Genomic DNA, 14195 nt, shown 5'->3' with positions numbered 1-14195 from the left:
TGAAGAACCTGCGCGAGCCGGTGCGCTTCGCGCAGACGACGGATAAGCTGCTGAGCGATCAGCATCGCTTCTTCATCGAGGTCAGCCCACATCCGGTGCTTTCGCTCGCCTTGCAGGCCTCGCTGCACGCCTCGAAGGCGCAAGGAGCGGTGGTAGGCTCGCTGCGCAACGACGACGGGACGCTGGGGCGCGTGTTGCTCTCGGTGGGCGAGCTGTTTGCGCGGGGCTTGGCCGTGGACTGGACCAAGATCTTGCCAGCCGGCCGCCGGGTGGAGCTTCCCACCTACGCGTTTCAGCGACAGCGCCACTGGCTGGAGGCGCCGAAGGGGCGCGTCGCCGACGTCGCCTCGGCCGGGCTGGGAGCGGCCGGCCATCCGCTGCTGGGCGCGGCCGTGAGCCTCGCAGACAGCGATGGGCTGTTGCTCACCGGGCGCCTGACGCTGTCGGAGCACCCGTGGCTCGCCGGGCACCGGGTTCATGACACGGTGCTCTTGCCGGGCACGGCGCTTGTGGAGCTTTGCCTCGTGGCAGCCCAGCATGTGGGTCTCGGCTGCGTGGAGGAGCTGACGCTGGAGTCCCCCCTTGCCCTTCCGCCTCAGGGCGCGCTGCAGCTCCAGTTGTCGGTGGGGGCGCCCGACGAGGCGAGGCGCCGGGCGGTGACGATCCACACGCGCGCGGCGGACGCAGCCCCGGAGGCGCCGTGGCGCCGCCATGCCTCCGGCACGCTGGGCCCTGTCATCGCAGAAGCGCACGTCGACATGGAGAGCTGGCCGCCGGAAGGCGCCAGGCCGCTGGACCTGACGGGCCATTACGAACGTCTTGCGGAAGCTGGGCTGGCGTACGGCGGGGAGGATTTCCAGGGGCTCGTGGCGGCGTGGAGGCAGGGAGCCGATGTGCTGGCCGAAGTCCGGCTGCCGGCGACCATCGCGGAGACGGCGGGCGACTACGTTCTGCACCCGGCGCTCTTCGATGCTGCGCTGCACGCGCTGGCGTTGTCGGGCACCGACGAAGGGAGGGTGTTGTTGCCCTTCGCCTGGAGCGGCGTGCGCCTGTACGCGACGGGAGCCTCCAGCCTGCGCGTGAGGTTGTCACCTCGCGAGGTGGACGGCTCAATCGCCGTGACCCTGGCTGACGCCGCGGGGAAGCTGGTGGCCTCCGTGGAAGCGCTCCGCGCGAGGCCTGCTTCGGCCGCGCATCTGCACTCCTCGCTCGCCGCTGCGCACGACGGGCTGTATCGTGTCGACTGGCCGACGCTGGCGGAGTGCTCCGCGCCGCCGCTGACGGGCGCGTGGGTGCTGCTCGGTGAAGGTCCGCGCGGGCTCACGGCGGCGCTGGAGGCGTCGTCGGTACGCGTCTGCCGCATGGCGGACCTCGAGGAGTTGAGCGCGGCGCTGGAGGGCGGCGACGAGGCGCCCGAGCTTGTGCTCGTCCCGTGGGTGGGCGCGACGGGCGCGTCTCCGGCCGCCGTGCATGCCACGACCCATCGGGCCTTGTCGCTGTTGCAACGGTGGGTGAGCGACGAGCGGCTGTCGAGCACGCGGCTGGTGCTGCTGACGTGCCGAGCGATCGCGGCCGGAGCGGAGGAGGACGTGCTGGACCTGGAGCACGCGCCGCTCTGGGGCCTTGGTCGCACGGCGCAATCCGAGTACGGCGACCATCCGATCCAGCTGGTCGATGTGGACGCGAGTGAGGCGTCGTATGGGGCGTTGCCGTCGGCGCTGAACGCCGGCGAGCCGCAGCTTGCGTTGCGGGACGGAGCGGTGCGCGTGCCGCGGCTGGGGCGGCTCGGGGCGGGCGAGGTGCTGGCGATACCCCCGGGCGAGGCGTCGTATCACCTGGACATCCCGACGCGCGGGTCGCTCGATGGGCTGAGCTTCGTTGCGTCGTCGCATGGGAGCGCTCCGCTCGCGTCCGGGGAGGTTCGCATCGCGGTCCGCGCCGCCGGCCTCAACTTCCGCGATGTGCTCAACGCGCTGGGCATGTATCCCGGCGATGCTGGCCCCCTCGGGGCCGAGGGCGCGGGGGTGATCACCGAGGTTGGCCCGGGCGTGAGCGGCCTTGCCCCCGGCGACCGGGTGATGGGCATGTTCCCTCGGTCCATCGGCCCGCTGGCGGTAGCGGACGCGCGCATGGTGATCCGGATGCCCGAAGGTTGGTCGTTCGCGCAGGGCGCGGCGACGCCGGCGGTGTTCCTGACCGCCTACTACGCGCTGGTGGAGCTGGCGCGGCTCCAGCGCGGTGAGCGGCTGCTCGTGCATGCCGCGGCCGGAGGCGTGGGCATGGCCGCGGTCCAGCTGGCGCGTCATCTGGGGGCCGAGGTGTTCGGGACGGCGAGCGCGGGCAAGTGGGGCGTTCTGCGCACCCAGGGGCTCGAGGACAGTCACATCGGCTCGTCGCGTACGCTCGAGTTCGAGGAGCACTTCCGCCGCAGCACGCAGGGGCAGGGCGTCGACGTGGTGCTCAACAGCCTGGCGCGCGAGTACGTGGACGCGTCGCTGCGCTTGCTGCCGCGCGGCGGGCGGTTCATCGAGATGGGCAAGACTGACGTCCGCGAGGCGTCGTCAATCGCCAGGACCCACCCTGGAGTCCGCTACCGGGCCTTCGAGCTGGGCGAAGCGGGGCCCGAGCGGATTCAGCAGATGCTCCGGGAGCTGGTGACCTTGTTCGAGCGCGGGGTGCTCCAGCCCTTGCCGGTCCAGGCGTGGGACGCGCGCCGTGCGCGCGATGCGTTCCGCTACCTCGGACAGGCGCGTCACGTGGGCAAGCTCGTGCTCACGCTCCCTCGCGCGCTGGCGCCGGAGGGGACGGTGCTGATCACCGGGGGAACGGGGGGCCTCGGCGCGCTGCTGGCGCGCCACCTCGTGGACACACATGCGGTCCGCCATCTGCTGCTCACCTCGCGTCAGGGCCTTTCGGCTCCGGGAGCCGGAGCGCTGCAAGCCGAGCTCGAAGGCAAAGGCGCCCAGGTCACCATCGCGGCGTGTGACGTGTCGGACCGAGAGGCCGTGGCGCACCTGCTGGCGTCCGTTCCGCAGGACCACCCGCTGACGGCGGTGATCCACGGCGCGGTCGTGCTGGACGACGGGGTGCTGAGCGCCCTGGACCCGGGGCGGGTGGATCGTGTGTTTCTGGCCAAGGTCGATGGGGCGATGCACCTGTCGGAGCTCACGCGCCCGCTGGACCTGTCATCGTTCGTGCTGTTCTCGTCGGGCGCCGGGGTCTTTGGTAACGCGGGGCAAGGCAGCTACGCGGCAGCGAATGTGTTCCTCGACGCGCTCGCGGCGCATCGCCGGGCGCAGGGGCTTTCGGGTCAGAGCCTCGCGTGGGGAGCGTGGGGAGAAGTGGGCCGAGCGGCGCGCCTTGCCGAGGCGGATCAAGCGCGGCTGCGCCGCCAGGGCGTGTTGCCCCTGTCGCCCCAGGAGGGACTTGCCCTGTTCGACGCGGCGCTCGGGCGCCCCGAGGCGCTGCTCGCGCCGCTCCGGCTCGATTTCGGGGCGTTGCGGGCCCAGGCCTCAGCGCCGCGGCTTCTTCACGCGCTCGTGCGCACGTCGCCCCGGCGCGCGGCGGCGCATGGTCGCGGCGCGGCCTCGTCGCTCAAGCAGCGGCTCGCGGCCTTGCCTGCAACCGAGCGTGACAGGACGCTGCTCGAGCTGGTGCGCAACCAGGTGGCGCCGGTGCTTGGTCTATCCCATCCGGAGGCCCTCGACCCGGCGAGGCCGCTGCAGGAGCTCGGGCTCGACTCGCTCATGGCGGTGGAGCTGCGCAACCGGCTGGGCGCCGCCACCGACCTGCGCCTGCCCTCGACGCTGCTGTTCGACTACCCGACCGCCTCGGCGCTGGTGCAGAAGCTCTCGGCCGAGCTTCTGCCCAACGAGGGGTCGCCGCGGCCTGTGGCGCCTGCGCGTCAGGGGCTCCCGGACGCAGCGGCGGACGAGCCCATCGCCATCGTGGGCATGGCGTGCCGCTACCCGGGCGGGGTCACGACCCCTGAAGCCCTCTGGCAGGTCCTCGCCGACGGCATCGACACCATCTCCTCCTTCCCGCTTGATCGTGGCTGGAACCTCGACGAACTCTATGACCCCGACCCGAACCAGCGGGGCAAGTCTGTCGCGCGCGAAGGCGGCTTCCTGTACGACGCGGATCACTTCGATCCTGCGTTCTTCGGCATCAGCCCCCGTGAGGCCGTCACCATCGACCCGCAGCAGCGCCTGCTCCTGGAGCTCTCCTGGGAGACGCTCGAGCGCGCCGGGATTCGCCCCGATGCGCAGCAGGGCAGCCCATGCGGCGTCTTCGTCGGCGTCATCTACCACGACTACGGCGCGCGCCTGGAGCACGCTCCGGGTGACTACGAGGGCTACCTCGGCACGGGCAGCGCAGGGAGCGTGGCCTCTGGGCGCATCGCTTATACCCTTGGATTGCGCGGCCCCGCCGTCACCGTCGACACGGCTTGCAGCTCGTCGCTCGTCGCGCTTCACCTCGCCTGCCAGGCGCTGCGCGCGGGCGACTGCTCCCTGGCGCTCGCCGGCGGGGTCACGGTGATGTCGACGCCAGGTCTGTTCGTCGAGTTCAGCCGGCAGCGCGGGGTCGCCCCCAACGGTCGCTGCAAGGCCTTCTCGGCGGCGGCCGACGGCGCTGGCTTCTCCGAAGGCGGCGGCATGCTGCTGCTGGAGCGGCTCTCGGAGGCCCGCCGCAACGGTCATCCGGTGCTGGCGCTCATCCGCGGCTCGGCCACCAACCAGGACGGGCGCAGCCAGGGATTGACGGCGCCGAGCGGCCCCGCCCAGGAGCAGGTGATCCAGAAGGCCCTCGAGAACGCCGGACTCTCGCCGGCGGACGTGGACGTGGTGGAAGCCCACGGCACCGGCACCGCGCTCGGCGACCCCATCGAAGCGCACGCGCTGCTCGCGGCATACGGGCAAGGCCGCTCGAGCGAGCGCCCCCTGTGGCTGGGTACCATCAAGTCCAACCTCGGCCATACCCAGGCGGCCGCTGGCGTCGCCGGCGTCATCAAGATGGTCCTCTCGATGCAGCATGGGCTCCTGCCCAGGACCCTGCACGCGGAGCCGCCTTCGCCTCACGTCGACTGGTCTCCGGGCACGGTCCGGCTCCTGACCGAGCCCACCGCGTGGGCAGAGAGCGGCCGCCCTCGCCGCGCGGGCGTGTCCTCGTTCGGCATCAGCGGCACCAACGCCCATGTCATCATCGAGGCGGCTCCTGCGGCCGAGCCGGTGACATCGGTCGAGCCGGCAGCCGCAGCCCCGCCCGCGTTGCTTCTGCCCGTCTCGGCCAAGACCGAGGAGGCGCTGCGCGCCCAGGCCGAGCGGCTGCGGGCTCACCTCGTGAGCCATCCGGACCTGCAGCTCGTCGACGTGGCGTATTCCCTCGCCACCACGCGCACGCATTTCGAGCGACGCGCGGCGGTGGTCGCCCGCGACCGCGCAGAGCTCCTCGACGCCCTGGCTGCCCTCGCCACGGATGAACCGGCGGACAACCTCGTGCTCGGTGACGCCACGGCGCAGGGCGGGGTTGTCTTCGTCTTCCCGGGATATGGCTCGTTGTGGCCGGAGATGGCCCACGCGCTGCTCGAGACGTCCGAGGTCTTCCGCGCGTCCATCGAGGCCTGCGAGCGCGCGCTCTCTCCCCACGTCGATTGGTCGCTGCTCGGCGTGCTTCGCGGCGAAGAGGACGCTCCGTCCATGGATCGCGTCGACGTGATGCAGCCGGTGCTCTTCGCGATGATGGTCTCGCTGGCCGCGCTCTGGCGCTCGCTGGGCGTCGAGCCATCGGCCGTCGTCGGCCATAGCCAGGGGGAGATCGCCGCCGCCTGCGTCGCGGGAGCGCTCTCGCTGGAGGACGCCGCCAGGGTGGTGGCCGTGCGTAGCCGCGCGGTCAAGAGGCTCGAAGACGGCAAGGGAGCCATGGCGGCCATCGAGCTGCCGGTCGACGAGGTCGAGGGCATCCTCAGGCGCTTTGGCCGCCGGCTCTCCGTGGCTGGCGTCAACAGCGCTCGCTCCACGGTCGTCTCCGGAGATCGGGACGCCATCGACCTCCTGCTCGGCGAGCTCAAATCCAGAGAGGTCTTCGCCGTCAAGCTGCGCGCGAGCTTCGCCTCTCACAGCGCGCAGGTGGAGGCGATCCGCGGAGAGCTCTCGGAGCTCCTCGCCGGGATCGCGCCGCGGTCGTCCGTCCTCCGGTTCTACTCCACCGTGCAGGGTGATGCGCTTGACGGGAGCGAGCTCGACGCCGGGTACTGGTACCGGAACCTCCGGCAGCCGGTCCGCTTCGCGGACGCCGCGCAGCGGCTGCTCTCCGGTGGACACCGCTTCTTCGTCGAGGTCAGCCCGCATCCGGTGCTGATGATGGCCCTGCACGACACGGTCGAGGAATCGGGGCTCTCGGCCGCCGTGGTCTTCTCGTTGCTGCAGGGCGAAGGCGACCTGGGGCGCCTGCTCCTGTCGCTCGGCGAGCTTCACACCCGGGGACTGGCCGTCGACTGGGCGAAGGTTTCACCCGCAGGCCGCCGTGTCGCGTTGCCCACGTACGCTTTCCAGCGGCAGCGCTTCTGGCTGGACGCGCCGAAGGCGCGCGCCCCTGAGGCCGCGGACGGGCGGTCTGCTCCCACCGACGCAGGCTTCTGGCAGGCCGTGGACAAGGGCGACATCACCACCCTGGCCCGGGCGCTCTCGGTCGAGGACCACGACCAGCAGGCTGCCCTGGCCACCTTGCTGCCGGCGCTGTCGACCTGGCTGCGCGAGCGAAGGGGGCAGAGCGCCGTGGACACCTGGCGCTACCGCATCGCCTGGAAGCCGCTCTCCCTCGGTTCGAGGAGTGACCTCTCGGGGATCTGGCTGCTCGTGGGGTCGACCGCCCATGACCTCACGGCGCCGCTGACACAAGCGCTCGCCGCGGCCGGCGCGACGGTCGTCGTCTGCTCGATCGACGTGGCCGACGCCGACCGTGCCCGGCTCGCCGCGCGGCTGCGTGAGGCCCTCGGCGCGGGCGTCGCGGCGCGTGGCGTCCTCTCGCTGCTCGCGCTCGACGAAACCCCCCTTCCCGCGCTGCCGGCCCTGCAGAGCGGCTTCGCGCTCACGCTCTCCCTGGTGCAAGCGCTCGGCGACGCCGGCATCGGAGCGCCGCTGTGGCTGCTCACGCGCGGAGCGGTCTCCGTCGCGCGCGCGGAGCCGCTGGCGCAACCGCTGCAAGCGCTCCTCTGGGGTCTGGGCCGCGTGGTCTCCCTCGAGCATCCGGAGCGCTTTGGTGGTCTGCTCGACCTGCCGCCCGCGCTCGATGCCAAGGCGAAAGAGCGGCTCCTGCTCGCGCTCGGCAATCAATCGGCCGAGGATCAGCTCGCGTTGCGTCCTACAGGCATCTTCGCGCGCCGGCTCCTGCGGGCACCGCTGGGGGAGATGGCCCCTGTACCGGCCTTCAGGGCGCGCGGGACCGCGCTGATCACCGGCGGAATGGGCGGCGTGGGCGCCCATGTGGCGCGCTGGCTCGCGCGGCGCGGCGCCGAGCACCTCGTGCTGCTCAGCCGCCGTGGCCCTGAGTCTCCCGGCGCCGCCGAGCTCTCGGCCGAGCTCTCGAGCCTCGGCGCGCGCGTCACCCTCGCCGCCTGTGATGCCGCCGACCGAGAGGCGCTCGCCGCCCTGCTCGAGCGCCTCAAGGCCGAAGGGAGCACCCTCGGCGCGGTCGTACACGCCGCGGGCGTCGAACGGCAGATGGCGCTCACCGAGGCCAGCCAGGCTGACCTCGTCGCCGTCGCCTCGGGCAAGGTCGCAGGCGCTCTTCACCTGCACGACCTGCTCCGCGACACGCCCCTCGACGCCTTCATCACGTTCTCCTCGATCGCCGGCGTCTGGGGGAGCGCCAATCAGGGGATCTACGCTGCGGCGAACGCTTTCCTGGACGCGCTCGCCGAGCAGCGCCGCGCGCTCGGGCTCCCGGCGACCTCGATCGCATGGGGCTTGTGGGCTGGCCGAGGCATGGCCGACAGCGCCGAGGTCCAGGAGCAGCTGCGGCGACGCGGCCTGCGCGCGATGGCGCCCGAGCTCGCGCTCGCCGCGCTCGAGCAGGCGCTCGACCACGGAGAGCCCACGCTGGTCGTCGTCGATCTCGACTGGGCGCGCTTCGCCCCGTCGTTCGCCGCGGCCCGCCCACGCCCGCTGCTCGACGAGCTGCCCGAGGTGGGGCAGGCCCTCGCGGGGCCGGATCCGCTCTCGCCTCACGAGCGGGAGGCGCCGCTGCTCACCCGCCTCCGCCCCCTGCCGGCGCCCGAGCAGCTCGATGAGCTGCTCGCCGTGGTCAAGCGCCATGTCGCCGCCGTCCTCGGGCACGCCGACGTGGGCTCGATCGAGCCCGACCGGGGCTTCTCCGACCTTGGTCTCGACTCGCTCATGGCGGTCGAGCTCCGCCGACGGCTCCAGCAGGAGATCTCGGTGGCCCTGCGAGCGACGGTGGTCTTCGACCACCCTTCGCCCCGGCGCCTCGCCCGGTTTCTGCATGACGCCCTCCTGCCGCGCCTCGGTCAGGCTGCGCGCGCCGCAGAGGGGGAGGGGAGCTTGGGCGTGGCCGCCGCGGCCAGCGAGGATCCGATCGCCATCGTCGGCGTCGGGCTGCGGCTGCCCGGAGGCGCCGTGGATCTGGAGAGCTTCTGGAGCGTGCTCGCGCAGAGCATCGACACGGTCGGGCCGGTCCCCGCCGCGCGCTGGAACGCCGACGAGCTCTACGATCCGGACCCCGAGGTCAAGGGCAAGAGCTACGTCCGCGAGGCGGCGTTCGTCGACGGGCTCGAGCTGTTCGATGCCGCCTTCTTTGGCATCAGCCCACGGGAGGCGAAGCACATCGATCCGCAGCATCGCCTGCTGCTCGAGGCGGCATGGCAGGCGCTGGAGCAGGCCGGAGTGGTCCCGGCGTCGCTGAAGGACTCGCAGACGGGCGTCTTCGTGGGTATCGGTCCGAGCGAGTACGCGCTCCTCCAGGGGAGCTCCGGCGAGGGGGAGGCCTATACCATCATGGGAACGGCCACCTCGTTTGCCGCCGGTCGCCTCGCCTTCACCCTGGGGCTGCAAGGTCCGGCGCTCTCGGTCGACACCGCCTGTTCGTCGTCGCTCGTGGCGCTGCACCTCGCCTGCCAGGCGCTGCGCAAGGGCGAATGCGACCTCGCGCTCGCCGCGGGCGTGCAGGTGATGCTCACCGGCGACATCTTCCAGCTCCTCTCGCGCACGCGGGCGCTCGCTCCTGACGGCCGCTCGAAGACGTTCTCCGCGAGCGCCGACGGGTACGGCCGGGGCGAGGGCGTCGTGGTCGTCGCGCTCTCTCGCCTGAGCGACGCGCGCGCGCAGGGCCGCCCGGTGCTCGCCCTGGTCCGGGGCAGCGCGATCAACCACGACGGGGAGAGCAGCGGGATCACCGCCCCCAACGGCACCTCGCAGCAGAAGGTGCTGCGGGCAGCGCTCCAGGACGCGCGGCTTTCGCCGGCGGAGGTCGACGTCGTGGAGTGCCACGGCACGGGCACCTCGCTGGGCGACCCGATCGAGGTGCATGCGGTGGCCGCGGTCTATGGTCAAGGACGTCCTGCGGACCAGCCGCTGCGGCTGGGCGCGGTCAAGACCAACATCGGTCACCTGGAGAGCGGCGCGGGGCTCGCGGGCCTGGCCAAGATGGTCGCGGCGCTGCGGCACGAGGCGTTGCCGGCGACGCTGCACACGGCGCCCCGCAACCCGTACATCGAGTGGGACGCGCTGCCGGTGCGTGTGGTCGACAGCCTCGAGCCATGGCCGCGCCGCCCGGACGGTCGCCCCCGGCGCGCGGGCGTATCCGCGTTTGGCCTGTCGGGCACCAACGCGCATATCGTCCTCGAGGAGGCCCCGGCCCCCGAGGAGGACGCTGCCGCGCAAGCAAGCGCGGGGTGGGCTGGGCCGTTGCCGGTGGTGGTGTCCGGGAAATCGGAGGCAGCGCTGCGGGCGCAAGCGGCGGAGCTGTGCGCGCATGTCGAGGCGCACCCGGAGCAGCTGCTGAGCGACGTGGCGTATTCGCTGGCGACGGCGCGGACGCACTTCAAGCACCGGGCGGTGGTGGTGGCGAGTGAGGCTGCCGCGCTGCGGGCGGCGCTGGGCGCGCTGGGCGAGGGCAAGCCTTGTGCGGGCATGGCGGTGGGGCAGGCGAGGGAGGGGGGTCGACTGGCCATGCTGTTCACCGGCCAGGGCAGCCAGCGCCCCGGGATGGGCCGCGAGCTGTACGACGCCTATCCTGCGTTCCGGGACGCGCTGGACGCGGTGTGCGCGCAGCTGGACGGGCACCTGGACCGACCGCTGCTCGAGGTGATGTTCAGCGCCGAGGGCTCGGACGAGGCGGCGCTGCTCGACCAGACGGCGTTCACGCAGCCCGCGCTGTTCGCGCTGGAGGTGGCGCTGTATCGGCTGTGGGAGGGCTGGGGAGTCAAGCCGGATGTGCTGCTGGGGCACTCGATCGGGGAGATCGCGGCGGCGCAGGTGTCCGGGGTGCTGTCGCTCGGGGACGCGTGCACGCTGGTGGCGGCGCGTGGTCGGCTGATGCAGGCGCTGCCGCGCGGGGGAGCGATGATCGCGGTGCAGGCCTCGGAGGAGGAGGCGCGACGGCTGTTCAACGGGCACGCGGGCCGCGTGGACGTGGCCGGGCTCAACGGCCCCCGGTCGACGGTGCTGTCCGGGGATGAAGAGGCCGTGGTGGAGATGGGCAAGAAGCTGGAAGCCCAGGGCCGCAAGGCGACGCGGCTGATGGTCAGCCACGCGTTTCATTCTCCGCACATGGAGGGGATGCTGGAGGAGTTCCGCAGCGTGGTGGAGGGGCTGCGGTTCTCGGCGGGGAGCATCCCGCTGGTGTCGAACGTGACGGGGAGGCGAGCGAGCGCGGAGGAGCTGAGCTCTCCGGACTACTGGGTCATGCACGTGAGGCAAGCGGTGCGCTTCCTGGAGGGCGTGCGGACGCTGGAAGCGGAGGGAGTGACGAGCTTCCTGGAGGTGGGGCCGCATGGCGTGTTGTGCGGCCTGGCGGCCGACTGCCTGTCGGAGGAGGCGCAGCGCGGGGCGGTGTTGCTGCCGTCGCTGCGCAAGGGGAGCGCCGAGGTGGAGGCGCTGACCGCGGCGGTGGGAGGGCTGCACGCGCGAGGGGTCGCGCTCGACTGGCAGCGTTACTTTGCGCCGCTCGGCGCGCGGCGGGTGGCGCTGCCCACGTACGTGTTCCAGCGCGAGCGCTACTGGCTGGAGAACACGAGCGCGCACCGCGCCGAAGCCGCCGAGGGCTCATCCTCGGCGGCCGACGCTGGCTTCTGGGAGGCGGTGGACAGGAGCGACGTCGACGCCCTGGCGCAGACGCTGCGTGTGGAGGACAAGGACCAGCAGGCATCGCTCGCGAGCTTGCTGCCGGCGCTGTCGACGTGGCGGCGGAAGCAAAAGGACCAGGGCACGGTGGATGCGTGGCGTTACCGTGTCCTCTGGAAGCCGGCGTCGCTGGGGCCGAAGGGAGACGTGTCGGGGACGTGGCTGCTGGTGGTGTCGACGGCCGCTGACCTCGTCGCCCCCTTGACGGAAGCGCTCACGGCGGCCGGCGCGACGGTCGTGGTCTGCGCGGTCTCCGCGGCGGAGACCGACCGCACCCGGCTGGCCGCGCAGCTGCGCCAGGCGCTCGGCGAGGGCGTCGCGGCGCGCGGCGTGCTCTCGCTGCTCGCGCTGGACGAGACCCCGCTGCCCGAGCAGCCCGCCTTGCAGAGCGGCGTGACGCTCTCGCTCACGCTCGTCCAGGCGCTCGGCGACGCCGCCATCCAGGCGCCGCTGTGGCTGCTCACGCGCGGAGCCGTCTCGGTCTCGCGCGCAGAGGCACCGACGCACCCGCTCCAGGTGCTCAGCTGGGGTATCGGCCACGTGCTCTCTCTCGAGCACCCCGAGCGCTTCGGGGGAATGCTCGATCTGCCTCCCACGCTGGACTCCAAGGCGAGCGAGCGGCTCGCGTCTGCGCTCGGCAATCGAGCGCACGAAGATCAGCTCGCGCTGAGGCCAGCCGGCCTCTTCGCCCGCCGGCTCGTGCGCGCGCCGCTCGGGGAGACGGCCCCTCTGCGGGCCTTCAGGGCGCGAGGGACCGTGCTCGTCACCGGGGGGACGGGCGGGCTCGGCGCCCACGTCTCTCGCTGGCTCGCCCAGCGCGGCGCCGAGCACCTCGTGCTGCTCAGCCGGCGTGGCCCCGCCGCCCCCGGTGCTCTGCAGCTCTCTGCGGAGCTCTCGGAGCTCGGGGTACGCGTCACCCTCGAGGCGTGTGATCTCGCGGACCGGCAGGCGTTGGCGTCCGTCCTCCAGCGCCTCGAGAGGGAAGGAGCGACCCCTCGGGCGGTCTTCCACCTCGCGGGCGTCGAACGGCATACGCCGCTCGCCGGGATCACCCGCGCGGAGGTCCTCGATGTGGGTGCGGGCAAGGTCGTGGGGGCGATTCACCTGCAAGAGCTGCTCCGCGACACCCCTCTCGACGCCTTCGTCACCTACTCGTCGGTGGCCGGGATCTGGGGGAGCGCCACGCTGGGCGCCTACGCCGGAGCGAACGATTTCATGAACGCGCTGGTCGAGCAGCGCCGCGCGCTTGGCCTCCCGGGCACCTCGATCGCGTGGGGGATGTGGGACGGCGCAGGCATGGCCGCCGGTACGGAGGCTCGGGAGTACCTGAAACGACGCGGCTTGCGCGCGCAGGAGCCCACGGCCGCCATCGCCGCGCTGGAGCAGGCGCTCGAGCACGATGAGACCACGGTGGTCGTCGCCGACATGGACTGGTCGCGGTTTGCGCCGATCTATGCCGCGGCGCGCCCGCGCCCGCTGCTCGACGAGATCCCCGAGGCAAGGCAGGCCATCTCGGCGCTGGACGCGTCGACGAACGGCGAGGGCGACGCCTCGCTCCTCGCCGCGCTCCGCAGCTTTTCGGAGGATCGGCGGCTCGAGCGGCTCGTCTACATGGTGCAGGTCAACGTCGCGGCGATCCTCGACCACACCGACGTCTCCTTGATCGACCCTGACGGGAATTTCGTCGACCTTGGCCTCGATTCCCTCATGGCGGTCGAGCTCCGCCGGCAACTCCAGCGCGAGACCGGCATGACCCTGCCAGCGACCATGGTCTTCGACCACCCATCGCCCCAGCAGCTCGCCAGCTTCCTGCTCGGCGCCCTCGCCCCGCACATCGACGCGGCGGCTCCCGTGCCCGAGCGTGCGCCCGAGCGCGCGCCCGGGGCCGCCGTCGATTTCAGGTCCGGTCTGTCTCGGCTCATCCTCTCCGCCGAAGAGTCGGACGATCCCTCTCTCGCGGACGAGATCGTCGCCATCGCCACCCGACTCCGAATCGCTCAGGAGGCCAAAGCTCCTCCCGGCTCGAAGGCCGCTGGCTCCAAGATCGTGCGGCACGTCACCGGCACGGCCGAGCTGAACCTGATCTGCATACCGCCAATGGTGCCGGAGCTGGGAGGGGCAGGCTCGTCAGGGAGCTTCTGCTATGTGCGGTTCGCCAACGCCATGCGCGAGCACGGGGCTGGCAACGTGTTTGCCCTCCTGTGCTCGGGGTTCTACGAAGGAGAGCCCTTGCCGCCCGACCTCGCGAGCGTCCTGCGGAGCCACGCCGACGCGGTCCGGCAGTGCACCGCCGGCGCCCCGTTCGCCCTCGTCGGCTACTCGTCCGGAGGATGGCTGGCCTACGAGCTCGCAGCCTACCTGGAGCGGCTCGGGATCTTCCCGGCGGCGGTCGTGCTGCTGGACGCGCTGCCCGGGGCCGGGGCCATCGGCAAGAACGCGGAGAAGTGGGCGTGGCTGCCGGACGACTACAAGGACATCTTCCTCGCGGCGAGGGATTTCGAGGTAACCGCAGGCTCGTACTACCGGAAGCTCTTCGACGGCTGGAGCCCGGCGAGGATCCTCGCCCCGATCTTCCTCGCCTGCGGCATGATCCCGGTCACGGGGGCCGTGTTCGAGGTGTTCCCCACGGGCGAGGACCTCCTCGCGACATGGCTCCGCGCAGGCCTGTCCCCCGCGCACGCGATGGTGCCTTTCCACCATTTCGACCTCATCACCGAGGGCGCCAGCGTCACCGCGAAGGTCGTCCACGACTGGCTCGCCGCGCTCCCGGAGGAGCGGCATGCCGATCGAGGCCTGCGCGCGTCCGAAGCGCTCGGGATAGCGGAGCAAGAGGATTGA

General features: G+C 72.2%; 1 protein-coding gene (cut by a window edge). It reads left to right on the top strand.

The annotated features are described in order from the left end of the window. On the top strand, positions 1-14195 hold the 3' portion of the coding sequence (locus WMF43_RS31815; RefSeq protein WP_437670502.1) for a type I polyketide synthase. It extends 2428 nt beyond the left edge of the window; the window shows 14195 of its 16623 coding nt (coding positions 2429-16623); its start codon lies off the left edge, out of view; it ends in the stop codon at positions 14193-14195.

Source organism: Sorangium sp. So ce131, assembly GCF_051519095.1.
Classification (GTDB): domain Bacteria; phylum Myxococcota_A; class Polyangia; order Polyangiales; family Polyangiaceae; genus Sorangium.
Note: the sequence above shows the minus strand (reverse complement) of the source record. Positions and strands in the feature narration are given on the sequence as shown.